Genomic DNA, 24,167 nt, shown 5'->3' with positions numbered 1-24,167 from the left:
GATGCCATGGCCCTCTTGAACATCGAAGACATCCGCATTGAATTCCCCAGCCGCCGCGGCACGCTGGTGGCGGTGGACGGCGTGTCGCTGTCGCTGGAGAAAGGCGAGATCCTGGGCGTGGTCGGCGAGTCCGGCGCCGGCAAGTCGACCATCGGCAACGCCGTGATCGGCCTGCTCGAAGCGCCCGGCCGCCTGGCCGGCGGCGCGGTGCTGCTCGACGGCGAACGCATCGACACCCTTACCCCGGCGCAGAAGCGCAAGGTGCGCGGACGCCGCATCGGCATGATCTTCCAGGATCCGCTGACCTCGCTCGACCCGTTGCAGACCGTGGAAAGCCAGCTGGTCGAGACCATGCTGGTGCACCTGGACCTGACCCACGACCAGGCCAGGAAGCGCGCGGTGCAATTGCTGGCGCAGGTCGGCATCGACCAGCCCGAGCTGCGCGTGCAGCAGTATCCGCACCAGTTCTCGGGCGGCATGCGGCAGCGCGTGGTGATCGCGCTGGCGCTGTGCTGCGAGCCCGAAGTCATCATCGCCGATGAACCCACCACCGCGCTCGACGTGTCGATCCAGGCGCAGATCCTGGAACTGCTGAAAAAGCTCTGCCGCCAGGAACAGGTCGGCATGATCATCATCACCCACGACATGGGCGTGATCGCCGACGTCACCGACCGCGTCGCGGTGCTGTACCACGGCAAGCTGGTCGAGCAGGGGCCCACCGCCAAGATCCTGGGCGACCCCGACCATCCCTACACCCGCAGCCTGATCTCGGCCGTGCCGCGCCCGGACATCAAGCTCAAGCGCTTTCCGCTGGTCACCTACATCGAGGACGTCAGGACCCCCACCAAACCACTCGACCTGGCCACCCACTGGCTGGGCCAGCGGCGCGACTTCGGGGCGCGCGGCGAAGGGCCGTTGGTGCAGGTCCGGGACCTGAGCATGCGCTTCGTGCTCAAGAGCGCCTTCCTCAAGCGCAACCAGCGCACGCTGGACGCGGTCAAGCGCGTCAATTTCACGATCGGCGAAGGCGAGGTGTTCGGCCTGGTGGGCGAATCCGGCTCGGGCAAGTCGACCGTGGCGCGGCTGATCTCGGGCCTGTATACGCCCAGCGCCGGCTCGGTCACGTTCGGCGGCACCGACCTGACCGCGCTCAAGGGCGAGAAACAGCTCAACCCGTTCCGGCGCCAGATCCAGATGATCTTCCAGGATCCGTTCTCGTCGCTCAACCCGCGAATGCGGGTGCTGGACATCGTGGCCGAGCCGATCCGTTTCCACAAACTGGCGGCCAGCGAGGCCGAAACGCGCCGCGTGGTGGCCGACCTGCTCGACGTGGTCGGACTGGGCGAGCGCGCCGCCGAGCGCTTCCCGCACGAGTTCTCCGGCGGCCAGCGCCAGCGCATCTGCATCGCCCGGGCGTTGGCCACGCGGCCGCGCTTCCTGATCTGCGACGAACCCACTTCGGCGCTGGACGTATCGATCCAGGCGCAGATCCTGAACCTGCTCAAGGACCTGCAGGAACAACTGGGCCTGACCATGCTGTTCATCAGCCACGACCTGCCCGTCATCCGCCAGATGTGCGACCGCGTCGGCGTGATGCGCTACGGCGAATTGCTGGAAGTGGCGGACACCGAAGCGTTGTTCGAGCATCCGCAGCATCCCTACAGCCAGCACCTGCTGGGGCTGATGCCCCGCTTGCAGTCCATGTCCCGCGAGGGCCTGGAGGTGGCCGGCTGACCCCCACCCACACGACAAGGAGCGAGACATGAGTGCGTTGCCACAGACTCTGTTCATCGGCGGCAAGGTGTTCGATGGACGTGGCGGGATCCTGCCGGGCCACGGCGTGCTGGTCGAGGGCAAGCAGATCACGCGGGTGGCGCCGGCGGCCGAATTCAACGGCTTTGCCGGACGACGCGTCGATACCAGCGGCATGACGCTGATGCCCGGCATGGCCGACTGCCACGTGCACCTGGTCTACACCGGCGGCGCCGACCCGCAGACGCAGATGTCGAAACAGGGCCCGGCGCAGATCACCCTGACCGCGCTGGAGAACGCGCAGGCCGCGCTGCGCGGCGGCTTCACGGCCCTGCGCGATTGCGGCGGCAAGGACTACCTGGAATTCGGCGTGCGCGACGCCATCGCGCGCGGCGTGTTCCCCGGCCCGACCATCAAGGCCTCGGGCCGCATCATCTGCATGACGGGCGGCCACGGCAATCGCATCGGCCGCGTCGCCGACGGCTGCGAAGAAGTGGTCAAGGCGGTGCGCGAGCAAGTCCACGCCGGCTGCGACCTGGTCAAGATCATGGCCACCGGCGGCGTCATGACGCCGGGCGTGAGCCCGATGGACGCGCACTACAGCTTCGACGAGATGAAGGCGGGCGTGCACGAGGCCAAGCGCTTTCGCAAGAGCACCGCCAGCCACGCCCAGGGCACGCAGGGCATCCTGAACGCGGTGCGCGCCGGCATCGACTCGATCGAGCACGGCATCTTCATGGACGCGCAGTGCCTGGAAGAAATGCTGGCGGCCGAGACCTACCTGGTGCCGACCATCGCCGCGGTGCGCAACATCGTCGCCAACGCCGACAATGGCATTCCCGCCTATGCCGTGGAGAAGGCGCGCGCGGTGGAACAGCGCCATCGCGAATCCATCCAGATGTACTACAAGGCGGGCGGGCGCATCGCGCTGGGCACGGATGCCGGCACGCCCTTCAACCTGCATGGCGACAACGCGATGGAACTGGCCTACATGGTGGAGTTCGGCATGACCCCGGTGGACGCCCTGGTCGCGGCCACCTCGCGCGGCCATGACCTGATGGGCATGGCCGGCCACGGCGTGGTGGAACCGGGCTGCGCGGCCGACCTGCTGCTGGTGCGCGGCGACCCGACCGAGGACATCATGCAAGCCGCGGACAAGCGCTTCCACGTGGCGGTGCTGCGCAACGGCGAAGTCATGTCGGGCGCGTTGCCGTCCTGACAGGCAAGGCGGGAAGCCGGCGCTGGCGCGCCTTACTTCACGCCGCGCGCCATCAGCCAACCCAGGAAACTCTCGACCGGCATGCGTTCGCCATTGACGTCCACCTGGCCGCCCTCGTAGTTCAGGCTCGCGACCAGCTTGCCATCCTCCAGGCGCCCCCACTGGCCGCGCAGGAAGCGGTCGCGCATCTCGTCGGCCCGACGGCCAGCCGCCTCGCGCGCGGCGGCCTCGGGCATGCCTTCGGCCCGCATCCGCACCGCGATCAGGTCGGCCAGGCTGACGACCGGCACCGACATCCGCGCATCGAGCTTGCGCACGGTTTCCTTGACCACTGCGCCCGGCGAGTGGTTCCACAGCGTGGGCGCGCTCAGATCGAGGTCCAGCCGCAGCGTCGCGGAACCGTTGGCGGTATCGATCTGCAGCGGCGACAGCGAAAAGCCCGGCTGGGCCAGCAGGAACTTCATCAGGTGGCCCGCGCCCACCATCTTGTCGCCCAGGCTGGCGCCGCCGCGGGCCGCCTCCACCGACGCCTGGAATGCGCGGAACGACGCCATGTCGAAGTTGCGCGCCTCGGCGGCCAGGCGCAGATTGGCCGCCTGTCCGGCTCGCGTGTCGATGCCCGCGACCTGCACGGCCAGCTTGGCGTTCATCGCGCTCTCGGCGCCCGTGGCATCGGTGCTCACGGCGACGTCGCGCAGCGTGACCGGTTCGCCGTCGATCTCGATGGTCCATTGCTTGAGGTTCACGCGGGTGGCCGCAGTACCCGCCTCATCGGCGGCGCGGCTTGCGTCGTACCTGATCGCCAGGTCGCGCATGGCCAGGCGGCGCGTATGTCGATCACCGTCCTTGGTGTAGGGCTCGAACAGCTCGGCGCGGCCCGAGTGGATGTCCACCGTGGTGTGCTTGCCGCCGGCGGCCACGTCGGCCTGGATCTTCAGGCCCGAGAAGCTGAAGCGCGACTCGTCGCGCACGCGCTCGACCGGCGCCAGCTCCAGCGTGCCGCTGATGTCGCGGCCATAGCCCGCCACGGCCTCGGCCGTCACGGGCACGGCGCCTCCGGCAGCCGCGAACCAGGTGTCGACCGAAGGCGTCTGCGCCAGGTCGGCTCGCGCGGCCGCCATGGCCGGGAGCAGGTGCCCGCGCGCCAGGCGGTACAGGGGGAACGGCCCATGGTCCAGGCGCACCACCATCTCGTACTCGCGTCCTGCCGCGGCCGCGTCGTCCTCCGGCGAAGGCCCCGTCTTCAGCCGATAGCGCGCCTGCGACGTGAACACGCCTCGTTCATACGACAACGGCTCGAACGACAACGGTTCGCCCGTCTTCACGCCGATCTGCCGCGCCAACTGATCGGCGCTGTCGGCCAGTTGCGCCATGCCGGTCTCCAGTTGCTTGCCGGTGTACCAGGCCGTGCCCGTCCAGATCGCGCCCAGCGCCAGCACGGCGCAACCCACGGCTGCAAATTTCCTCATGGTGTCCTTCCAGCGTTCGTCGATGCCATCCGGCCTCGCGGACCGGATCCGTGACAGCATACGCCGCGCATGAAAAACGGGCTGCCGCGCCCGATGGCGCCGCAGCCCGCATGGGGCGCCGGCATCATACCGACGCCGAAGTCGTGTTCGCGCCTCAGCGCATGCCGCCCATCGCGCCGCTCATGACCATCATCACGAACTGCTGCAGCGGCATCTTCTTGCCATTGAAGTCGACCTGGCCGTCGGCGTAGTTCAGGTAGGAAACGATGTTGTCGTTTTCCGCCTTGGCCACGCCCATCGCCACCGCCATGGTGCCGACCATTTCGGCCTGGCCCTTGGCGGTCTGGGCGGCGCGGTCGGCCGGCACGCCGCGCATCTGCGGCTCGATCGCCATCAGGTCGGCCACGTTGGCCTTGGACAGCACCAGCTTGGCGTTGAGCTTGCGGATGGCTTCCATGGCCAGGTCGCTGGCCGGCTTGTCGGTCGAGGCCGGCTTGGCCAGGTCCACGTCCAGGTTGAAGGTCGAGGTGCCGTTGGCGGTGCGCACCTGCAGCGGCGACACCGACAGGCTGGGGTTGCCGGCCAGCAGCAGTTCGACGTTGGTCTTCAGGATCTGCTGCTCTTCGGGCGTGAACTCGGGCTTGGCCTCGTCGTCGCCGCTTTGCATCATGCGGCGCGACGACGCTTCATAGACGTCGTTCAGGGCCTTGAGCGCCTTGGGATCCATGTTCTTCATGCCGATGGCCAGCTGCAGACCCGCCATGTCCTTTTCCTTGACATTGATCATGCCGAAGTCCAGCACCATCTTGGCATTCACGCCGGCATCGGCCTCGGCCAGGTCCACCGCGATGCTGGTGTCCTTGAGCAGCACCGGCGGCTGGGTCTTGGACGTGATGGTCCATTCCTTGAGGACCAGCTTCTGGCTGCCCATGGCCATGTCGTTCTTGCCCGGCGCCAGGTCGCTGTTGAGCGTAATGCCCTTGACCGCCATGCCGACGATATCGCTCTCGCCGGCCGGACCGGCCAGCGTCAGGCTGTCGCTCTTGAGCGCCAGGACGCCGTGCTTGCTCTTGGTATCGAAGTCGACGTCGCCGGTCATGCCGGAGAAGGTCAGCTTGGTCTTGTCGGTCGAGGCTTCGGCCGGCGCCAGATTGAAGGTGCCGGTGACGTTCTTGCCGTAGCTGACGCTATAGGCGCCGGACAGCGGCGTGGCGCCCTTGGTGGCGGTGAACCAGCCCTTGATCGCCGGCGTTTCCTCGATCTGGAAGCGGCTGGCGACCATCGCCGGCGCGAGCTTGCCCGAAGCCAGGTTCGAGAACGGGAAGGGGCCGTGCGACAGGTGCTCGACGAACTGGATCTCGCGTTCCTCGGCCGGCTTGCCATCCTTGGCGGGCAGGGCGAACTTGACGCGGTAGCGCTCGGTGGACGAGAACACGCCGCGCTCGAACGACATCAGTTCGATCACGGGCGTCACGCCCCATTTTTCGCCGAGCTTGCGCAGTTCGACGTTGCCGTCTTCGATCGACTGCTTGACGAACGCCTCGGCCTTCTGGCCGGTGTACCAGGCCGTGCCGGTCCAGATTGCGCCCAGTGCAACGACCAGACCCGCTATTGCCGCCTTTTTCATAGCAACCCTTAATTCTTTTGGTGGAGGTAAGCCGACGGATTATAGGGAGCGTGGACTAGGGATTACACTAATTTCGTGCTTTTTATGTGCAAAATGTTACTTCGCTATACCGATAGCGCGCGTCCCTTATGCGGCAGCGCGGCATCGGCTACAATCGCCAGGCGTGCTTTGCCAATCCGCACGCGTCCGCTAGGCACTTCGCCGCCAAGCTTCGCCCTCAAGGGCGCTTCCCTTTTCTCCTTATTCGTCCGCCTGGATTGGAGTCTCTCAACTTGAGCGACGGGCTGCCGCTGGAGTTGTTTTGACTACCTCTTCCTCTTTCGCCGACCTCGGGCTGGCTGATTCCCTGTTGCGCGCCATTGCCGATACCGGCTACACCGCGCCCACCCCCATCCAGGCCCAGGCGATTCCGCAGGTCCTCAAGGGCGGCGACCTGCTGGCCGCCGCCCAGACCGGCACCGGCAAGACCGCCGGCTTCACGCTGCCTATCCTGCATCTGCTGATGCAGCGCAAGCCGGAAGTCCGCAAGGCCGGCCGCCCGCGCTGCCTGATCCTGACCCCGACGCGTGAACTGACCGCGCAGGTGGCCGAATCGGTGCAGACCTACGGCAAGCACACCTCGCTGACGTCCATGGTGATGTTCGGCGGCGTCAACATCAACCCCCAGATCTCCGCCCTGCGCAAGCCGCTGGACATCCTGGTGGCCACCCCCGGCCGCCTGCTGGACCACTGCGGCCAGAAGACGGTCGACCTGTCCGACGTCGAGATCCTGGTGCTGGACGAAGCCGACCGCATGCTGGACATGGGCTTCATCCGCGACATCCGCAAGATCCTGGCCCTGCTGCCCAAGCAGCGCCAGAACCTGCTGTTCTCGGCCACCTTCTCCGATGAGATCCGCGCGCTGGCGCGCGGCGTGCTGAACGATCCGGGCGAAGTCTCGGTCACTCCGCGCAACACCGCCACCGAACTGGTCACCCAGACGGTGCACCTGGTCGAACAGCACCACAAGCGCGACCTGATCAGCCACATCATCCGCGAAAGCGGCTGGCACCAGGTGCTGGTGTTCACGCGCACCAAGCACGGCGCCAACCGCCTGGCCGAAAAGCTGGTCAAGGACGGCCTGACCGCCGCCGCGATCCACGGCAACAAGAGCCAGTCGGCCCGCACCCGCGCGCTGGCCGGCTTCAAGGACGGCACCGTGACGGTGCTGGTGGCCACCGACATCGCCGCGCGCGGCCTGGACATCGACCAGCTGCCCCAGGTGGTGAACTTCGAACTGCCCAACGTGCCGGAAGACTACGTGCACCGCATCGGCCGCACCGGCCGCGCCGGCGCCACCGGCGCCGCGGTCTCGCTGGTGGACAACAGCGAGATCAAGCTGCTCAAGGACATCGAACGCCTGATCAAGAAGACCATCGAGCGCAAGCCGGTGGCCGACTGGACCCCGCCCGCCACCAGCGCCGCCGCCTTCGAACGCCAGGAACGCGACGAAGACTCGCGCCAGCCGCGTGGCGGTGGCGGCCGTAACGGCGGCCGCGGCGGCAACGCCGGCGCGCCCCGTTCGCGCCCGGCCAATGCCGCGCCGCGCAACGCCAACGGCGGCCGCGCCCCGGCGCCGGCCCGCGCCGGCGGCGACAACCGCGGCGGCCAGGGCCAGCGCGACGGCAAGCCATCCGACCGTCCGGCCCACGCCGGCCGCGGCGACGCCCGCCCGCAGCAGAACCATCGCCGTCCCGAAGGCAGCGCCCGTCCGGCCGGCAACGGCAACGGCGGCCGCCCGGCCGGCGGCCCGCGCGCGGCGCTGCTCTCCAAGTAATATCAGCGGCATACCTGTAACTGCGACCCACGGACCCGCGCCATCATGCCTCTTTCCACCTGGTTGACGTTCTTCCTGGCCTCCTGGGCCATTTCGTTCTCGCCCGGCGCGGGGGCCATCTCCGCGATGTCCTCCGGACTGAAGTACGGCTTTGCCCGCGGCTACTGGAACACGGCCGGCCTGATCATGGGCATCCTGTTCCAGTTCGTGGTGGTCGCGGTCGGCCTGGGCGCGGTGCTGGCCACCTCCGAGATGGCCTTCAACGTGGTCAAGTACCTGGGTGTGGCCTACCTGATCTACCTGGGGGTGCGCCAGATCCGCACCGACGCCGCGCCGGTCGCGGTCGATGCCGGCGATCCCAAGCAGGCCTCGATCCGCGAGCTGGTGATGCGCGGCTTCCTGATCAACACCATGAACCCCAAGGGCACGGTGTTCCTGCTGGCGGTGGTGCCGCAGTTCGTCGACACCGCCTTGCCGCTGACGCCGCAGTACGCGGCGCTGGCCGGCACGCTGGCGTTCACCGACCTGGTGGCGATGGGCGTGTACACGCTGCTGGCGGCGCGCGTGCTGCGCCTGCTGCGCGACGCCAAGCACATCCGCTGGATGAACCGCACCTTCGGTTCGCTGTTCATCCTGGCCGGCGTGTTCCTGGCTTCGTTCCGCCGCCATTCCTGAATTTCCACGCGCGGGGCACGCGCCGGCAACGGCGCGTGCCCCGCTTGTTTCGATGCACGATACCGGACCGCGCCGGGCTGAAGCCGCGGCGTCAGGTTGAATCCTCCGATCATGAACATCCCACAAGAAGTAGCGCGGCGCCGTACCTTCGCCATCATTTCCCACCCTGACGCGGGCAAGACCACGCTGACCGAAAAGCTGCTGCTGTTCGCAGGCGCGATCCAGATCGCCGGCAGCGTCAAGGCGCGCAAGGCCTCGCGCCACGCGTCCTCCGACTGGATGGAAATCGAAAAGCAGCGCGGCATTTCGGTGGCCTCGTCGGTGATGCAGATGGAATACCGCGACTGCGTCATCAACCTGCTCGACACCCCGGGCCACCAGGACTTCTCGGAAGACACCTACCGCGTGCTGACGGCGGTCGACGCCGCGCTGATGGTGATCGACGCGGCCAACGGCGTCGAACCGCAGACCATCCGCCTGCTGCAGGTCTGCCGCGCGCGCAACACGCCCATCATCACGTTCATCAACAAGATGGACCGTGAAGTGCGCGAACCGCTCGAGCTGCTGTCGGAAATCGAAGGCCATCTGGGCATGGACGCCGTGCCGTTCTCGTGGCCGGTGGGCATGGGCAAGGCCTTCGGCGGCGTGTTCGATATCCGCCGCGACCGCATGCGCGTGTTCCGCCCCGGACAGGAGCGCCGTTCGGACAACGACGACTTCATCGAAGGCCTGAGCAACCCCGAGATCGCGCGCCGCTTCGGTTCGGCCTTCGACCAGGCCAGCGGCGAGATCGAGCTGATCAATGAAGCCGCGCCCGCCTTCGACCGCGACCAGTTCCTGGCCGGCAAGCAGACCCCGGTGTTCTTCGGCTCGGCCATCAACAACTTCGGCGTGCAGGAAGTGCTGGACGCGCTGGTCGAGCAGGCCCCGCCTCCCGGCCCGCGCGTCGCGCTGCAACGCGAAGTGCAGCCCGAGGAACCCAAGTTCACCGGCGTCGTGTTCAAGGTGCAGGCCAACATGGATCCGGCTCACCGCGACCGCGTCGCCTTCGTGCGCGTCAGCTCCGGCCGCTTCGAGCGCGGCATGCGCCTGAAGGTCGCGCGCACCAACAAGGAAATGCGCCCCAACAACGTGGTGTCGTTCCTGTCGCAACGCCGCGAACTGCTGGACGAGGCCTATGCCGGCGACGTCATCGGCATCCCCAACCACGGCGTGCTGCAACTGGGCGACGTGCTGACCGAAGGCGAAACGCTGCAATTCACCGGCCTGCCGTTCTTCGCGCCCGAGCTGTTCCAGGCCGTCGAAGTGAAGGACCCGCTGCGCACCAAGCAGTTGCGCACCGGCCTGACGCAGCTGGGCGAAGAGGGCGCCATCCAGGTGTTCCGGCCCGAGGCCGCCGGCGGCTCGCTGCTGCTGGGCGCGGTCGGACAGCTGCAGTTCGAAGTGGTGGCCCACCGCCTCAAGACCGAGTACGGCGTGGACGCCCGGATGATGCCTTCGCGCTACACAATGGCACGTTGGATTACCTCTGATAACCCCAAGGCGCTGCGCAAGTTCATGGATGCCAATGCCGCCCATATCGCCTATGATGTGGTCGATGCGGCGGCGTTTTTGATCAGTTCCCCCGCGCAGTTGCGCGTGGCCGAGGAACTGTATCCGGATGTGAAATTCCACGCCATGCGGGAGCACGGCGGCAAGGTTTTCGGAGACAAGGCGTAGACCCGTTCGGGTACCGCACGGCAGATTGAGGGTAGCAATGTCTTGGCGTTTATTATTCGCAACGCTCCTGCTGGCGCTTGGCGCGTCGGCGTGGGGCGGTATTCAATTGGGTGACTGGCTGGTGGCGCATGCGCCGCAGGCCGCGCCCGCGCCCGGCCAGGATGCGGCCGCGTCGCAGCAGCCCGTGCTCGATGCCAACGGGCGCCCCTACGTGGCGCAGCCGCCGCAGCCGCGCATCGATGGCACGCTCGGCGTGCCCGACAAACCGGCCGACCGCGAGTGGGCCATCAATACCGTCTCGCTGTTCGACACCGTCAGCGATCCCGCCGTGAAGATCTCGCGCGAGCGCATCAGCCAGGACCAGGCCCGCGAAATCGCCGCCGCCTCGCAAGTGCCGCTGCCGCAAGGCACATCAGACGTCAGCACGCTCGACCTGCAGGCGCCCGGCACCGGCACCGCCGTCAATGGCGGGCAGGGCCAGGCCCCGGGGCAGCAGGCGGCTGGCTACGGCAATACGCAGATGGTGCAGGCGCCGCCCCCGCCCAATTCGTCGCCCGCCCCCGGCGCGCCCGGATGGCAGGATGCGCTCAAGCGCGAACTGGCCCACTGTGCCACGCAGGGCTTCTTCGAGCGCCCCTCGTGCTCGTGGGCGGCCCGCAACAAATACTGCGGTCCCAACCGGGCCTGGGGCACGATGGCCGAGTGCCCGGCGCGCCCGCAGTAAGCCGCATCGTCCAGATCGCGCCACGCGCGATCACGCAAAAAAATGGCGCCCCGAGGGGCGCCATTTTCATGCCGGGCTGATCGATCAGTCGGGCACGGACATCTGGCTTTGCAGGTAGTTCTGCAGGCCCACCTTGTCGATCAGGTCGATCTGGGTTTCCAGATAGTCGATGTGCTCTTCGGTATCGTCCAGGATGTCCTGGAACAGGTCGCGCGAAACGTAGTCACGCACCGATTCGCAATAGGCGATGGCTTCCTTCACGGTGGCCTGGGCGCCTTGCTCCAGCTTCAGGTCACAGGCCAGCAGTTCCGGCACGTCCTCGCCGATCAGCAGCTTGTGCAGGTCCTGCAGGTTGGGCAGGCCGTCGAGCATGAAGATGCGCGCGATCAGGCGATCCGCATGCTTCATTTCGCCGATGGATTCTTCGTACTCGTGCTTGCCCAGCTTGTCGAAACCCCAGTGGTTCAACATGCGCGCATGCAGGAAATACTGGTTGATCGCCGTCAGCTCGTTGGTCAGTTGCTTGTTCAGGAACTGGATGACGGTTTTATCGCCTTTCATGATGGACTCCTTGCAGTCAGGCGCGACGCGCACTGCATCGCGACAAGAAGCGCACGATGCCGCGAGTACGCAACCCCGGCAGACTAACATCGGCCGCGGGGCCGCGCCTAGCCTTGGCGCGCATTTGGTAAACCGCTTTACGAGCGCTACAAGAAAGCGACAGACGAATGAGAATGAGTATGCATGCGCGATGTCCTGCGGGCAATGCATCGCGGTTTCGCGGGCTGGGCGGACACGGGCGTCCCATTTGCCGCGGCATTTCAAGCGCGCCGCACCGCGTGAATGGCGTGATGACGCCATGAATCTATCAGACCGTTCCGACCGCACGCCACGTTGTGCAAACCCAACCCTGGCGCGCTGCGCGGGGTGCCGCGCCACGCGCACGCCCCAGCCTCGGCCAGCTTGACGCGCGCGCTGCCCGCGCCTAGGCGGCGCGCCGCGTCGCCAGCCAGATGCCGAACGCGATCGGCACGATGCCCAGCAGGTCGAGCCACGACACCGACTCGCGCAATACCACCCAGCCGAACAGCAGGCCCAGCGGCGGCATCAGGAAATGCAGCGCGCTGGCCGCGGTGGCGCTGGCGCGTCCGAGGATCATGAACCACAGGTAATAACCGCCAATGGACACCGCCACGATCATGTAGGCCATGCTCCAGAACAGGCTGGCCGTCATGCGCGCGTCGCCGAGGCTCTCGTGCAGCAGCGCCACCGGCATCAGCGCCACCGCCCCGGCCAGCGACTGGATGCCCGTCGCCATCCACAGTCCCGTCGACGGCTTGAGGCGTTTGTAGAGCAGCGTGCCCGCCACCAGCGCCACCAGGCCGCCTGTCACCAGCAGGGTGCCATGCAGATCCTCCTGCATGCCCGACAGCCGCGAGCGCAGCACCAGCGCCACGCCCGCCAGGCCCAGGCACAGCCCGAACATCTTGCGCCAACCCAGCCGCTCACCCAACACGGGCCCGGCCAGCACCCCGATCAGCAGCGGATTGGTGCTGATCAGCACCGCCGTGAACGCGGACGACACCGTCGTCATGCCACTCCAGCTCAGGCCAAGGTAGGCCGCGTTGTTCAAGACCCCCAGAAGCACCAGCGCCGCCAGATCGCGGGCGCCGGGCCGCGACCACCGGCCGCTGGCCGCGGCCACGCCGAGCATCAGGGCGCCAGCGATCAGGAAGCGAATGGTCAACAGGGTCAGCGGCGGACAGTCGCGCACCGCGATCTTGGCCGCCGCGAACGCCGAGCTCCACAGGAAACAGAATGCCGCGATGGGCGCCCAGGCCACCCCCATCGGCGCGTCGGCGGGCAGGGCGGTGGCGGGCAAAGTCGATGAAGCCTTCATGGCAGCAGGTCCGGGCAAAGGAAGATGAGCCCATTCTGGGCGCGGCCCTATCCATTGACAAACGCTTTATTTGGATCAAAAGTATTTGAAAAACCGATGCAAAGGCGCCTCCCATGCTCGATCTCGATCTATTGCACAGCTTTGTCTCCGTCGTCGACGCGGGCGGCTTCACCCGCGCCGGCGAACGGGTGCACCGCAGCCAGTCCACCGTGAGCCAGCAGATCCGCAAACTCGAGGAGACCCTCGAATGCACGCTGTTCGTGCGCGAAGGCCGCCAGGTCCACCTGACCGAGGACGGCGAACGCCTGCTCGGCTATGCGCGCCGCATGCTGGCGCTGTCCACCGAAGTGCGTGAGGCGGTCAGCGGCCGCAAGCGGGTCGAGGTGATCCGGCTGGGCATTCCCGACGATTTCGCCGCCGACACGCTCACGGCCATCGTGGCGCAGTTCGCCCGCGCCCGGCCGAGCGTCCGGCTGTCGGTGCGCTGCGACCTGACCGTGGCCCTGACCCGCGGCCTGGAACGGGGCGACCTGGATCTGGCGCTGCTCAAGCGCGAACCCGGCACCGGGCCGGCCCTGGCGACCTGGCGGGAACATTTGCACTGGATCGCGGGCGCACCAGCGCTGCCCGCCAGCACCGAACCGGTGCCCTTGGTGGCCTTTCCGCAGGGCTGCATCTACCGCAACCGCGCGATTCACGCGCTCGAACGCGCTGCACGCCGCTGGCGCATCGCTTACGAAAGCCCCAATCTGATGGGAATACAGGCCGCGCTGGCGGGAGGACTGGGGGTGGCATTGCTGGAGCGCCGCTGCATCGCCGCGGGGCATCGGCTGGTCGACGACGCGCTGCCCGCGGTGCCGCCGTCCGAGCTGGCGCTATGCCTGTCCGAACCAGCGCGCGAGCCAGTGCGCCAGTTGGCGGGAATGATCAGGGATTTTTGTGAAACGGAAACACAACGGCTTGCAGGGCTGGGCCTGCAAGCCGTGGCAGGTGGCGGCGCCGCTCAGGCGACGGCGACCTGGATGACCGGATAGCTGCTGTTCGCCGCGGACGTGCCCGGTTCGGCCATGGTGGCCGGCGGGTTGACCGGAACGGCGATCGAGCGCACATCGCACACGCTGGAACAGCGGCCGCCCGGCAGGTATTCGGCGGCGGTGGCCGCGCAGCAGCCGCAGCACGTGGCCACGCCCAGCTCGAACTGCAGGTCGGAAAGCGACGTCGCGCCCGCGTCCACGCTGGCGCGGACTTGGCGTTCGGTGATGGCATTACATACGCAAATGTACATGAGAATAATTATCGGCATTTGTTCATGCAATGGCAAGTACTCAGCGTAAATAATTTGCAACCACGTGGTCATCTAACCTATTGAAATAAGGGACGTTTTATCAGAACCGTTTCAGGCGGGGCGAGGCGGTTCATGCCTCGCCGGGCGTCCGATGCGACGCCGGGCAAGCGGCCGCAGCGCGGCGCCAGGGCCGTCGCTAGGGGGGATATTCCCGGCGGGCGTGCACGATGTTGACGACCTCGATCGCCAACGCGGTCACCCGGTAGACCACCACGTAATTTGGGTGTACGACGCATTCGCGCGTGCCAGAGACGCGGCCGGCTCGATATCGGCAAGGGTGCCGCGCCAGGGACAGCACGGCATTGTCGATGCGTTGCCGGAGGTTGCGTGCCGCCTGCGAACTACGCTCGGCGATGTAGGAGATGATTCCCGCCAGATCGTCTGCGGCGGTTTGAAGCCAGGATACATCGAGCATGGGAAAGCCGGGCCGCGTCCGGGGCCGGGCGCGATTGATGCCCCCCCCATGACTTGCTTCAAGCTTTTTTCAGCTTTCTCCGCCTTGCGGATCCTGCTGACGACGGCACGCCGTTTCGATAATGGCATCGATGCGGGCCATCACCCTTTGATGCGAAACGGCGGGACGCGGATCGTCCAGGCTGGCCTGCACCTTCGCGCGGAACCAGCGGTCGTAGCTGACCGCCTGTTCTTCGGTCTCGAATTCCGAGAGGATGGAGGAAGGGATTGGGCCCATGGAAAAGCTCCTGATGAAGGCCCAGTGTACGGTAACGGACGCTCGTCGAGGCACCGCGCGCCGCGATGCTTCGCCGCAAAAACGTCCCTTATTTCACCGCGCCGCGGCCTGCGCCTTGCGCAGCGCGGCCGGCGCGATCCGCAGTGCCTCGCGGTATTTCGCGACCGTCCTGCGGGCGATGACGATGCCCTGGTCGGCCAGTTTTTCCATGATCTGGCTGTCGGACAGCGGCTTGGCCCGGTTCTCCTCGGCCACCATCTGGCGGATGAAGGTCTGCACCGCCGTGGCGGATGTGGCGTCGCCGCCATCGGTCGACACCCCCGCCCCGAAGAAGCGCTTGAGCTCCAGCGTACCGAAGGGAGTGAGCATGTACTTCTGTGTCGTGGCGCGTGAAATGGTGGACTCATGCAGGCCCAGCTCGCCGGCAATGTCCTTGAGGATGAGCGGGCGCATGGCCGCCGGCCCCTGGCTGAAGAAGGCGGTCTGGCGGTCGACAATGGCCTGGGCCACTCGCAGGATGGTGTCGAAGCGCTGCTCCACGTTGCGGATCATCCATTTCGCCTGTTGCAGCTGAGACTGCAAGCCGGCGTGGGCCGACTCCTTCTGGTTGGCCAGCATTTGGGCGTACAGGCCATTGATCTGCAGTCGCGGCACGGCGGCGCTGTTGAGCGTCACCTGCCAGCCGCGGCGCGTCTTGCGCACGATGACGTCGGGTACGGCGTAATCGGCCGCCGGGACCGTCCAGGCGCGGCCCGGACGGGGCTCCAGACGCAGGATCAGGGCGTGCGCCGCGCGCAGCGTGGCCTCGTCACAACCGACCGCGGCGCACAGCCTGGCATGGTTGCCGGTGGCCAACAGCGCCAGATGCTGGGCGCAGACCAGGCGGGCGCAGGCCAGCGCCTTGGGATCCGCGGCCTCGGGCAACCGGGCCGTGTCGGGACTGCGCAATTGCAACAGCAGGCACTCGGACATGTCGCGCGCGCCGATGCCGGCCGGGTCGAACGATTGCAGCAGCGACAGCGCGGCGCGCAGCTCGTCCAGGTCCGGCTCCATCTCGGCCGGCAGCCAGCCCAGGATTTCCTCCAGGGGCGAGCCCAGGTAGCCGTTCTCGTCCAGTTCGTCGATCAGCAGCGCCGCCAGCGCGGCGTCGCGCGGCGCGGCGCGGGTCAGCACCAGTTGCCCGAGCAGGTGCTCGCGCAGGGTATCGGGCCGGGCGGCCTCGGGCAGGCTGGAATCATCATCGGGGTAGACCCCGCCCGAACCCGGCATTTCCTCGACCGGGGTGTCGCGCTCGGGCGCGGGTTCGTCGTCCTGCACCGACGACTCGCGCTCGGATTCGGCCTGCGTCTCGACGGAGGCAGGCTCATCGTCGCGTTCCAGCAACGGATTGTCGGCGAGCACTTGCGAGATTTCCGCCTCGAGCTCGAGCGTGGACAGCTGCAGCAACCGGATCGATTGCTGCAGTTGAGGGGTCAGCGTCAGATGCTGGCCGGGCCGCAGTTCTAAAATAGGACGGGTCATAGGTACAATATTTTGCATGATGAATCAGACTTCGCCCGCACGCGTTCGCCAGGATTGCCGACTTATCGGCCAGACCCTGCTCAAACTGGCGCTTCCCCGACTTCTCGTGCGCGCGATCGTGATCGCAGTGGCCGTGATCGTCTGGTATCTCGCCGCTTCCTGGATCCTGGATTTCGGCAAGCGCATCAACTACGACTTCCTGCATACCCTGGGCCAACCCACCATGGACATGGTGCAAAAGGTCAACCCGTACATCTGGTGGGTCGTGGCCGGCATCTGGACCCTGATCGTCTTCTTCATCCTGCGCGCCTGGCTGTCGGCCAGCCTGGCCTCCGGCCGCGCCACCCCGGTCGGCACCGGCGTGCTGGCCGACCTGGCGCCCCAGTTGTCCGAGGAGTCCCTGGGCGTGCTGCGCTGGACCTGGGGCGGCCGTGAAGAACCGTTCACTGTCGGCGACCTGCATCGCTCGCTGTCGGAAATCCGCCACAACCGCATCGGCAAGATCGCCATGGTGGCCGAGCAGGCCGAGATCCTCGACGGCGCCACCGCCCGCCCGCCGCGCGACGGACGCGACGACGGCCGCCGCGATGCGCGCGATTCCCGTGACATTCGCGACGCCCGCGAACCGCGCTACGTCGAACCGCGCATCGGTGGCCCGGCCCGCTGAGCGGCGCGCCCCCCACCGTTCGACGACCCAGGCCGCCGCAAGGCGGCCTGCTTGTTTCAGTCCCCTGCCAGCCGGGCTCCCCTATACTGGCCCTCCAGGCTCGCGCAACCGCGGCCGCGCACTTTAAAACCAGACCAAGCCGATTGCAGAGACCAGTCGGATGCGCGGCCAGCCCCCCTGGAGTTGCTTTACATGTTCCGTACCCCCGTCCGGTATGCCGCCGGCCTTCTGCTGGCCTGCTCGGCCGCTTTCGTCGCCGCCCCGGCAGCCGCCGCCTGGCCCGACAAGCCCATCACCTTCGTCGCGCCCTTCAGCGCCGGCGGCGCCAACGATCTGGTCGCCCGCATCATCGCCAAGGCGGTGGGCACGACCCTGAACCAGCCCGTCATCGTCGAAAACCGCCCCGGCGCCGGCGGCGTGGTCGGCGCCGCGCACGTCGCGCGCAGCGCGGCCGACGGCTACACCTATCTGGTGGGCAGCAACGGCACCGTCACCAACAGCCTGATCCGCTCGGACCAGCCCTACAAGGACGAAGAACTGACCCCGGTCGCGCTGCTGTCGATCACGCCGTCGGTGATCGTGGCCAATCCGTCGAACCCCGCCAAGGACCTGAAGGACTTCGTCGAACGCGCCAAGCAGGCCAAGACCGACCGTATCACGTTCTCGACCGCCGGCAACGGCAGCACGCCGCACTTCGTGGCCGAGATGGTCAAGGAGGCCACCGGACTGCCGGTCGAGCCCATCGCCTACAAGAGCGGCTCGGAAGGCGTGACCGCGGTGATCGGCAAGCAGGTCGACGCCACCTCGGAAGCCAGCATCGTCACGCTGCCGCTGGTGCAGAGCGGCAAGCTCAAGGCGCTGGCGACCACCTGGGACAAGCGCATGGCCAGCGCGCCCGACATTCCCACCACCGCCGAGCAAGGCTTCCCGGCCATCCGCATCGGCCACTGGGCGGGCCTGTACGCGCCGGCCGGCACGCCCGCCGACGTGCTCGACAAGATGAACGCCGCCGTCGAGAAGTCGCTGCAGACCAAGGAAGTGCAGGACGCGCTGCGCCAGAGCAGCATCGAGCCAGGCGGCGGTTCGCGCGCCAGCTTCGTCGAGTTCGCCAGGAGCGAGCGCGAGCGCCTGGGCCAGGTGGTCAAGAACGGCCACATGCAAATGCAATAACGCGTGTGACGCCAGCCGGGGACGATCTGTCCCCGGCTTTTTTATCGCCTTCCCGATTGCGCTGCCCGCAAAAGTATGTTTGACTAGCAACCTATGGCCGCTTACCGCACCTCCCTCGCGATTGCCACCGGACGCTTTGCCGCTCCGGTTGCCGGCCTGCGCGCTCGTACCGCCTTCATCGCGCTATCGCTATACCTACCGATCGGTTGCCGGGCCTAGTGTCCCCGTGGTAGCTCGGCAGCCACGCTTGCCACACGCGATTTCCCCTTTTCAAAACTGAATCTTGCGCCGCGCGAATGCGGCCAATCCTGGCACCAGGCCGCCATCCGGCCGCATGCCGGCCGAGGAAACCGATCCCGGGATTCACAAGAAACCGATCGAGGTGTAGTGATGATGCTTGCCAACCCCGCCACCAAATACGTCCCCTTCACGCCGTTCGCCCGCGACTTTTCCGAGCGCACCTGGCCCAGCCGCCGCATCACGCAGCCGCCGATCTGGATGAGCACCGACCTGCGCGACGGCAACCAGGCCCTGATCGAGCCGATGAGCGTCGAGCGCAAGCTCCGCTTCTTCGAGCAACTGGTCAAGATCGGCTTCAAGGAAATCGAGGTGGGTTTCCCGTCGGCCTCGCAGACCGACTTCGATTTCGTGCGCAAGCTCATCGACGAAAAGCGCATTCCCGACGACGTCACCATCATCGTGCTGACACAGTCGCGTGAAGACCTGATCAGCCGCACCGTGGAATCCGCGGCCGGCGCCAAGCAGGCCATCGTCCACTTGTACAACGCCTGCGCCCCGGCGTTCCGCAAGGTCGTGTTCAACATGACCAAGGACGAGATCAAGAACATCGCCACGACCGGCACGCGCCTGGTCAAGCAGTACATGGCCAAGCACCCGGAAACCAAGTGGCGCTACCAGTACTCGCCCGAAGTCTTCAGCACGACCGAACCCGAATTCGCGCTGGAAGTCTCGAACGCCGTGGCCGACGTATGGGAGCCCACGCCGGACTGCAAGATGGTGCTGAACCTGCCCGCCACCATCGAGGCCACCACGCCGAACATGTACGCCGACCAGATCGAGTGGATGCACAAGAACCTGGCGCGCCGCGACAGCATCGTGCTGAGCGTGCACCCGCACAATGACCGCGGCACCGCCGTGGCCGCCGCCGAATTCGCCGTGATGGCCGGCGCCGACCGCATCGAAGGCTGCCTGTTCGGCAGCGGCGAGCGCACCGGCAACGTCGACCTGGTCACGCTGGCCCTGAACCTCTACACCCAGGGCGTGCACCCGGGCCTGGACTTCTCGGACATCGACGAAGTGCGCCGCTGCGCCGAGTACTGCAACCAGTTGCCCGTGCACCCGCGCCACCCGTATGCGGGCGACCTGGTCTTCACGGCCTTCTCCGGTTCGCACCAGGACGCCATCAAGAAGGGCTTTGCGCAACAGCAGCCCGACGCCGTGTGGGAAGTGCCGTACCTGCCGATCGACCCGGCCGATCTCGGCCGCAGCTACGACGCCGTGATCCGCGTCAACAGCCAGTCGGGCAAGGGCGGCGTGTCGTACCTGCTCGAACAGGAACACGGCCTGGTGTTGCCGCGCCGCCTGCAGATCGAATTCAGCCGCGCCATCCAGCGCGTCACCGACGAGACCGGCCGCGAAGTCACGGCCGACGACGTGCACACCATCTTCAACCGCGAATACCTGGAACAGAAGGCCCCGTGGAAGCTGGTGCGTCACCGCATCGACGGCAATCCGGCCGCCGGCGAAGGCCAGCACTTCAGCATCGAGGCCGAGCTCGAATACAACGGCGAGCGCCGCATCGTGACGGGCAAGGGCGATGGCGCCATCTCGGCCTTCGTGGCCGCGCTGGACGTGCCGGTGCGCATCATGGACTACCACGAGCACGCCATCGGCACCGGCACCGACACCCGCGCCGCCTCCTACGTGGAACTGCGCGTCGGAGATTCGAGCACGGGCTTCGGCGTGGGCATCGACCGCGACATCGTGACGGCCTCGTTCCAGGCCGTGCTGAGCGCGGTGAACCGCCACATCAACGCCGGCGCCGTCATCACCGAACAGGAAGCCGCCCAGGCCGCGTGATCCGCCGCCAGGCCGCGGGCGCGGCGGTTACCGCCGCCGCGTTCCTCGCGCGCTTCTTACGGTGAAGCCGCGCCGCACAAAAAAAATAGCCCGCCTTTATCCGGCGGGCTTTCTTCTTGCGTGATACGTTCGACCGCGCCGCGACGGGCGCGCGGCGCGCCCCGTCAACCGCGCGGCCACATATCGGATGCGCCGATGTCGGGCTCGCGCGCGGCCAGCAGCCGCTCGTGGACCCAGGCGGCGATCGCCAGGGTGCGGTGGTCATCGTGGCGCTTGCCGATCAGTTGCAGGCCGACCGGCAGGCCCTGCGGGCCGGTGGCGAACGGCAGGTTCAGGCACGGCAGGCCGAACAGCGTCCACGCGCGCGAGAACTGCGGGTCGCCCGTGCCGAGGTCGGCGAACGGCGCCTCGCCGCTGGCGGCGGGCGCGAGCAGCACGTCGTACTTGTCGAACCAGCCGTCCACGCGCGCGCGCGATTCCGCGGCGCGCGCCAGATTCTTGATGTGTTCCTCGGCGCTGATCTGGGCCCCGGCCTCGAGGATCGCCTGGATCTTGGGGCTGAGCTGCGCGGCGTGTTCCAGCCGTTCGTAGGCCAGCGCCTGCGACGACTCGAACGCCATGATGTCGGCATGCAGCTGCACCAGCATGCAGTGCTCGGGCGGCAACGGCACTTCCTCGACGTGGGCGCCGGCGCGCGACAACGTGGCGGCGGCCTGGGCAAAGGCTTCCTTGGTCTCGGACTGGGCATGGCGCCATTGCAGGCTGCGGTACATGCCGATGCGCGGCTTGGCGTCGTAGGCCAGGTCCAGCAGCCGCGGATCGCGCATCATGACGGAGGCGAACAGGGCCGCGTCCGGCACCGAGCGGGCGAAGCCGCCGACCGTGTCGAGCGATTCGGCCAGGCTCTTGACCCCGGCCCGCGGAATGGCGCCGAACGTAGGCTTGTAGCCGACGATGCCGCAGTACGACGCAGGGCGGATGATGGAGCCTGCGGTCTGCGAACCCAGCGCGAACGGAACCATGTCGTCGGCGACCGCGGCGGCCGAGCCGCTGGAGGAGCCGCCGGGCGTGTAGGCCTCGTTGCGGGGATTGCGCGTGGGGCCGGCCTGGTAGGTGGCGAATTCGGTGGTGACGGTCTTGCCGATCACGATGGCGCCGGCATGGCGGCACAACGCCACGGCGGCGGCGTCCAGCCCGGGATGGTGGCGTTCGTAGATGGGGGAACCGTAGCGGGTGGGCAGATCGACCGTGTCGAACAGGTCCTTGACGCCGATCGGCAGGCCATGCAGCGGGCCGCGCAGGGGGCCGCGATCCAGGGCTTCCGCGTGATCCAGGGCGGCCTGCTTCTGCAGCGCCGTCCAGGCATGGATGGTGTTTTCGCGTTGCTCGATGCGCGCAAAGCAGGCTCGCACCAATTGCACCGCGGTCAATTCGCGCCGTTGCAGCTTGCGCGCCGCTTCAAGCGCGCCAAGTCTGTTTAAGGCAGTAGACATGATCCTTTCCTCTATCCCGGTGCCGCGCGATATGCGCGGTACTGACTTCCGCACCCGGTCCCCTTGACCTGGGGTTTGTCCCGATACGGCACGCGGCATGATGCGTGCCCTTCATGACAAACCCAGCCATTGTGCGCGTCGCGTCAATTGGGAAAACCACTGAAAAAACCGTGTTTTCGCAGGGATTTTCGCGCCACGCCGCGCCTTGGCCTTATGTTGTTGCGTTGTTATCAGCATAGCGCAAACGGGTGCAACACAAAGGTCATATTTGTCTTGTAAGATGAAAACGTTTTCAGCAAACCGGCAGCAATGTAGCCATGGCGTCGCGCGCATCGCCCCGCTTTTCCATCATCGAAGTGGCCCGCAAGGCGGGGGTTTCCCCCGCCACGGTTTCGCGCGCGTTCAACCAGCCCGAAATCGTCCATCCGGATACGCTGGCGCACATCCGCGCCATCGCCAAGCGCGCGGGCTTCCGGCCCAATCGCGTCGGCCGCAGCCTGCGTTCCGGCAGCACCCGCACGATCGGATTGATTCTGCCGACGCTGTCCAATCCGGTATTCGCCGAGTGCTTTGAAGGCGCCGAACGGCGCGCCCGCGAGTCCGGCTACAGCGTGATGCTGACCGCCACCGGCTATGACCCGGCGGTGGAATCGGCCGCGGTGCAGGGCCTGATCGACCACCAGGTCGACGGCCTGATCCTGACGGTGGCGGACGCGGCCCGCAGCGCCACGCTGGACGACCTGGACAGCGCCGGCATGCCCTACGTGCTGGTCTACAACGAATCCGCCGACCATCCCTATGCCTCGGTCGACAATCGCGCGGCCGCCATTGACATGGTCTCGCACCTGGCGGCGCTGGGGCATCGGCGCATCGCCATCGTGACCGGCCCGCTGACGGCCTCCGATCGCGCTCGCCGCCGCCTGTCGGGCGCGCGCGCCTGCGCCAAGAAGCTGGGCCTGGAACCGATCCAGCACATCGCCATGAATTCGCACACCGGCAGCGACGCCGAGGCGATCAAGTCCGCATTGCGCGGCAAACAGGCGCCGACGGCGCTGTTCTGCTCCAACGACCTGCTGGCCACGGCCGTGATTGCCGACCTGGTGGCGCTGGGCCTGTCGGTTCCGTCCGATATTTCCGTCTGCGGCTTCGACGGCATGCGCTTCGGCGCCTTGCTGACGCCGCCGCTGACCACGGTGGCGCAACCCAGTGACGGCATCGGCCAGGCGGCCTGCTCCAACCTGCTGGCGCAGATCCATGGCCAGCCGCCGCAATCGAACCGCCTGCCGCACTGCATCGTGGTGGGCGGCACCGCGGCGCCGGTGCGCCGCTGAACCCCTTCCAGAATAAATACCGATCGAGACACGTGTCATGCTCATCGCACAGATTACCGACCTGCACATGCGCACCCCGGGCGACAAGGCCTACGGCATCATCGACCCTGCCGCCTTCCTCGGCCCGGCGGTGCGCGCGCTCAACGCGCTGACGCCGCGGCCCGACTGCGTGCTGATCACGGGCGACCTGACCGACCTGGGCCGTCCGCATGAATACCAGGCGCTGCGCGAGCAGTTGCAGACGCTTGAAATCCCTTATTTCCTGCTGCCCGGCAACCATGACGACCGCGCGCAATTGCGCGCCGCCTTCCCGGACCATGGCTATCTGCAAGGACAGGGGCCGTTCATCCAGTATGCCGTCGAAACCTATCCGCTGCGCCTGCTGGCGCTGGACACGGTGGTGCCGATGAAAAGCCACGGCGAGCTGTGCGACGAACGCCTGGGCTGGCTGGCCGCGCGCCTGGCCGAACAGCCCGACCGACCGACGCTGGTGCTGATGCATCATCCGCCATTCCAGACCGGCATCGAGCACATGGACGACATCGGCCTGCTGGCCGGCGGCCCGGAACTTGAAAGCATCGTGGCGCGCTATCCGCGCGTCGAGCGCGTGCTGTGCGGCCACCTGCACCGCACCATCTTCCGCCGCTTCGGCGGCACCATTGCCTCGACCTGTCCGGGCACCGCGCACCAGCTGGCGCTGGAGCTGGGGCCGCGCCCGACCCTGCAATACATCATGGAGCCGCCGGGCTACCAGTTGCACTGGTGGCACGACGGCGCGCTGGTCACGCACCACGCCGTGATTGGGGAATACCCCGGGCCATATCCCTTCGCCTGAGCCCCGATCTCGATTACAAACACTATGCCCTGCCATATCTCCGTCATGTTTGCGCTGCACAATGAAAAGGTTTTCATCGCACGCGCCGCAGACGGATCAGAAAACTAGATCCA

The 24,167-nt window shown here is 67.1% G+C and carries 21 protein-coding genes; 12 read left to right on the top strand and 9 right to left on the bottom strand.

Translation table 11 applies throughout. From position 1 onward, the window contains the following. The first annotated feature begins 6 nt into the window (after positions 1-6). Entirely contained in the window at positions 7-1,734 is a 1,728-nt protein-coding gene (locus ACUTAG_RS15380; RefSeq protein WP_006387003.1) for a dipeptide ABC transporter ATP-binding protein, read from the top strand. 28 nt (positions 1,735-1,762) lie between these two features. Continuing rightward, on the top strand, positions 1,763-2,971 hold the full coding sequence (locus tag ACUTAG_RS15375; RefSeq protein ID WP_054473092.1) for a metal-dependent hydrolase family protein: 1,209 nt from the start codon (positions 1,763-1,765) through the stop codon (positions 2,969-2,971). Between the two features lie 32 nt (positions 2,972-3,003). Here ACUTAG_RS15375 and ACUTAG_RS15370 read toward each other — a convergent pair whose 3' ends face one another. Together ACUTAG_RS15370 and ACUTAG_RS15365 are read right to left on the bottom strand one after the other, a co-directional pair. Then, on the bottom strand, positions 3,004-4,440 hold the full coding sequence (locus ACUTAG_RS15370; protein ID WP_262352244.1) for a YdgA family protein: 1,437 nt from the start codon (positions 4,438-4,440) through the stop codon (positions 3,004-3,006). Positions 4,441-4,594: 154 nt separating this feature from the next. Next, on the bottom strand, positions 4,595-6,067 hold the full coding sequence (locus ACUTAG_RS15365; protein WP_006386998.1) for a YdgA family protein: 1,473 nt from the start codon (positions 6,065-6,067) through the stop codon (positions 4,595-4,597). 301 nt (positions 6,068-6,368) lie between these two features. On the opposite strand from ACUTAG_RS15365, the gene ACUTAG_RS15360 reads away from it, so the two are divergent. The 4 genes from ACUTAG_RS15360 to ACUTAG_RS15345 all read left to right on the top strand — a co-directional run bounded on the left by ACUTAG_RS15360 (position 6,369) and on the right by ACUTAG_RS15345 (position 11,001). Then, complete coding sequence (locus ACUTAG_RS15360) at positions 6,369-7,883, top strand: DEAD/DEAH box helicase (protein ID WP_187378290.1); 1,515 nt, start codon at positions 6,369-6,371, stop codon at positions 7,881-7,883. Between the two features lie 45 nt (positions 7,884-7,928). Beyond that, a complete protein-coding gene (locus tag ACUTAG_RS15355) occupies positions 7,929-8,558 on the top strand; it encodes a LysE family translocator (protein WP_006386996.1) in 630 nt (209 codons plus the stop codon). Between the two features lie 111 nt (positions 8,559-8,669). Next, on the top strand, positions 8,670-10,277 hold the full coding sequence (locus ACUTAG_RS15350; RefSeq protein WP_020925644.1) for a peptide chain release factor 3: 1,608 nt from the start codon (positions 8,670-8,672) through the stop codon (positions 10,275-10,277). A gap of 37 nt (positions 10,278-10,314) precedes the next feature. Continuing rightward, a complete protein-coding gene (locus tag ACUTAG_RS15345) occupies positions 10,315-11,001 on the top strand; it encodes a hypothetical protein (protein WP_006386994.1) in 687 nt (228 codons plus the stop codon). Positions 11,002-11,085: 84 nt separating this feature from the next. Here ACUTAG_RS15345 and bfr read toward each other — a convergent pair whose 3' ends face one another. Both bfr and ACUTAG_RS15335 read right to left on the bottom strand, forming a co-directional pair. Beyond that, positions 11,086-11,562, bottom strand: a complete 477-nt coding sequence (gene bfr / locus ACUTAG_RS15340) for a bacterioferritin (protein WP_006386993.1) — start codon at positions 11,560-11,562, stop codon at positions 11,086-11,088. 424 nt (positions 11,563-11,986) lie between these two features. Further along, complete coding sequence (locus ACUTAG_RS15335; RefSeq protein ID WP_024067401.1) at positions 11,987-12,901, bottom strand: DMT family transporter; 915 nt, start codon at positions 12,899-12,901, stop codon at positions 11,987-11,989. Between the two features lie 113 nt (positions 12,902-13,014). On the opposite strand from ACUTAG_RS15335, the gene ACUTAG_RS15330 reads away from it, so the two are divergent. Next, on the top strand, positions 13,015-13,935 hold the full coding sequence (locus ACUTAG_RS15330; RefSeq protein WP_241122024.1) for a LysR substrate-binding domain-containing protein: 921 nt from the start codon (positions 13,015-13,017) through the stop codon (positions 13,933-13,935). Here ACUTAG_RS15330 and ACUTAG_RS15325 read toward each other — a convergent pair. The 4 genes from ACUTAG_RS15325 to rpoN form a co-directional block, all read right to left on the bottom strand. Continuing rightward, positions 13,905-14,204, bottom strand: coding sequence for a (2Fe-2S)-binding protein (locus ACUTAG_RS15325; protein WP_006386990.1), 300 nt, complete (start codon positions 14,202-14,204; stop codon positions 13,905-13,907). The two genes, ACUTAG_RS15330 and ACUTAG_RS15325, sit on opposite strands and share 31 nt — an antisense overlap. A 178-nt stretch (positions 14,205-14,382) precedes the next feature. Next, positions 14,383-14,661, bottom strand: coding sequence for a type II toxin-antitoxin system RelE/ParE family toxin (locus tag ACUTAG_RS15320; RefSeq protein WP_148317801.1), 279 nt, complete (start codon positions 14,659-14,661; stop codon positions 14,383-14,385). A 69-nt stretch (positions 14,662-14,730) separates the two neighbouring features. Continuing rightward, positions 14,731-14,937, bottom strand: coding sequence for a type II toxin-antitoxin system RelB family antitoxin (gene relB / locus ACUTAG_RS15315; RefSeq protein ID WP_020925646.1), 207 nt, complete (start codon positions 14,935-14,937; stop codon positions 14,731-14,733). A 93-nt stretch (positions 14,938-15,030) separates the two neighbouring features. Further along, the gene (rpoN, locus tag ACUTAG_RS15310) at positions 15,031-16,458 is read right to left on the bottom strand and encodes an RNA polymerase factor sigma-54 (protein ID WP_020925647.1); all 1,428 of its coding nucleotides are present in this window, start codon (positions 16,456-16,458) and stop codon (positions 15,031-15,033) included. Between the two features lie 16 nt (positions 16,459-16,474). Between rpoN and ACUTAG_RS15305 the strand changes: the two genes are divergently transcribed. From ACUTAG_RS15305 to leuA, 3 genes are all read left to right on the top strand, one after another. Continuing rightward, positions 16,475-17,125, top strand: coding sequence for a hypothetical protein (locus ACUTAG_RS15305; protein ID WP_024067398.1), 651 nt, complete (start codon positions 16,475-16,477; stop codon positions 17,123-17,125). Positions 17,126-17,317: 192 nt separating this feature from the next. Further along, positions 17,318-18,295 carry a tripartite tricarboxylate transporter substrate binding protein gene (locus ACUTAG_RS15300; RefSeq protein WP_006386985.1) on the top strand — a complete coding sequence of 326 codons (978 nt, stop codon included), beginning with the start codon at positions 17,318-17,320 and terminating at the stop codon, positions 18,293-18,295. A gap of 390 nt (positions 18,296-18,685) precedes the next feature. After that, positions 18,686-20,395, top strand: a complete 1,710-nt coding sequence (gene leuA, locus ACUTAG_RS15295; protein ID WP_054482354.1) for a 2-isopropylmalate synthase — start codon at positions 18,686-18,688, stop codon at positions 20,393-20,395. Positions 20,396-20,559: 164 nt separating this feature from the next. Here leuA and ACUTAG_RS15290 read toward each other — a convergent pair whose 3' ends face one another. Beyond that, positions 20,560-21,888 (bottom strand): amidase, encoded by a 1,329-nt coding sequence (locus ACUTAG_RS15290; RefSeq protein WP_026384935.1) that lies wholly within the window; start codon positions 21,886-21,888, stop codon positions 20,560-20,562. Between the two features lie 317 nt (positions 21,889-22,205). Between ACUTAG_RS15290 and ACUTAG_RS15285 the strand changes: the two genes are divergently transcribed. Both ACUTAG_RS15285 and ACUTAG_RS15280 read left to right on the top strand, forming a co-directional pair. Next, positions 22,206-23,219 carry a LacI family DNA-binding transcriptional regulator gene (locus ACUTAG_RS15285; protein ID WP_006386982.1) on the top strand — a complete coding sequence of 338 codons (1,014 nt, stop codon included), beginning with the start codon at positions 22,206-22,208 and terminating at the stop codon, positions 23,217-23,219. Between the two features lie 37 nt (positions 23,220-23,256). Beyond that, complete coding sequence (locus ACUTAG_RS15280) at positions 23,257-24,054, top strand: phosphodiesterase (RefSeq protein ID WP_054506109.1); 798 nt, start codon at positions 23,257-23,259, stop codon at positions 24,052-24,054. Positions 24,055-24,167 lie beyond the last annotated feature (113 nt).

Source organism: Achromobacter sp. CSND-B12, from assembly GCF_052906545.1.
Note: the sequence above shows the minus strand (reverse complement) of the source record. Positions and strands in the feature narration are given on the sequence as shown.

What these genes read in the sequence shown, in the direction of transcription:
- ACUTAG_RS15380 (WP_006387003.1), top strand. Translation starts at nt 7, where the DNA reads ATGGCCCTCTTGAACATCGAAGACATCCGCATTGAATTCCCCAGCCGC.
- ACUTAG_RS15375 (WP_054473092.1), top strand. Translation starts at nt 1,763, where the DNA reads ATGAGTGCGTTGCCACAGACTCTGTTCATCGGCGGCAAGGTGTTCGAT.
- ACUTAG_RS15370 (WP_262352244.1), bottom strand. Translation starts at nt 4,440, where the DNA reads ATGAGGAAATTTGCAGCCGTGGGTTGCGCCGTGCTGGCGCTGGGCGCG.
- ACUTAG_RS15365 (WP_006386998.1), bottom strand. Translation starts at nt 6,067, where the DNA reads ATGAAAAAGGCGGCAATAGCGGGTCTGGTCGTTGCACTGGGCGCAATC.
- ACUTAG_RS15355 (WP_006386996.1), top strand. Translation starts at nt 7,929, where the DNA reads ATGCCTCTTTCCACCTGGTTGACGTTCTTCCTGGCCTCCTGGGCCATT.
- ACUTAG_RS15350 (WP_020925644.1), top strand. Translation starts at nt 8,670, where the DNA reads ATGAACATCCCACAAGAAGTAGCGCGGCGCCGTACCTTCGCCATCATT.
- ACUTAG_RS15345 (WP_006386994.1), top strand. Translation starts at nt 10,315, where the DNA reads ATGTCTTGGCGTTTATTATTCGCAACGCTCCTGCTGGCGCTTGGCGCG.
- bfr (WP_006386993.1), bottom strand. Translation starts at nt 11,562, where the DNA reads ATGAAAGGCGATAAAACCGTCATCCAGTTCCTGAACAAGCAACTGACC.
- ACUTAG_RS15335 (WP_024067401.1), bottom strand. Translation starts at nt 12,901, where the DNA reads ATGAAGGCTTCATCGACTTTGCCCGCCACCGCCCTGCCCGCCGACGCG.
- ACUTAG_RS15330 (WP_241122024.1), top strand. Translation starts at nt 13,015, where the DNA reads ATGCTCGATCTCGATCTATTGCACAGCTTTGTCTCCGTCGTCGACGCG.
- ACUTAG_RS15325 (WP_006386990.1), bottom strand. Translation starts at nt 14,204, where the DNA reads ATGCCGATAATTATTCTCATGTACATTTGCGTATGTAATGCCATCACC.
- ACUTAG_RS15320 (WP_148317801.1), bottom strand. Translation starts at nt 14,661, where the DNA reads ATGCTCGATGTATCCTGGCTTCAAACCGCCGCAGACGATCTGGCGGGA.
- relB (WP_020925646.1), bottom strand. Translation starts at nt 14,937, where the DNA reads ATGGGCCCAATCCCTTCCTCCATCCTCTCGGAATTCGAGACCGAAGAA.
- rpoN (WP_020925647.1), bottom strand. Translation starts at nt 16,458, where the DNA reads ATGACCCGTCCTATTTTAGAACTGCGGCCCGGCCAGCATCTGACGCTG.
- ACUTAG_RS15305 (WP_024067398.1), top strand. Translation starts at nt 16,475, where the DNA reads ATGATGAATCAGACTTCGCCCGCACGCGTTCGCCAGGATTGCCGACTT.
- ACUTAG_RS15300 (WP_006386985.1), top strand. Translation starts at nt 17,318, where the DNA reads ATGTTCCGTACCCCCGTCCGGTATGCCGCCGGCCTTCTGCTGGCCTGC.
- leuA (WP_054482354.1), top strand. Translation starts at nt 18,686, where the DNA reads ATGATGCTTGCCAACCCCGCCACCAAATACGTCCCCTTCACGCCGTTC.
- ACUTAG_RS15290 (WP_026384935.1), bottom strand. Translation starts at nt 21,888, where the DNA reads ATGTCTACTGCCTTAAACAGACTTGGCGCGCTTGAAGCGGCGCGCAAG.
- ACUTAG_RS15285 (WP_006386982.1), top strand. Translation starts at nt 22,206, where the DNA reads ATGGCGTCGCGCGCATCGCCCCGCTTTTCCATCATCGAAGTGGCCCGC.
- ACUTAG_RS15280 (WP_054506109.1), top strand. Translation starts at nt 23,257, where the DNA reads ATGCTCATCGCACAGATTACCGACCTGCACATGCGCACCCCGGGCGAC.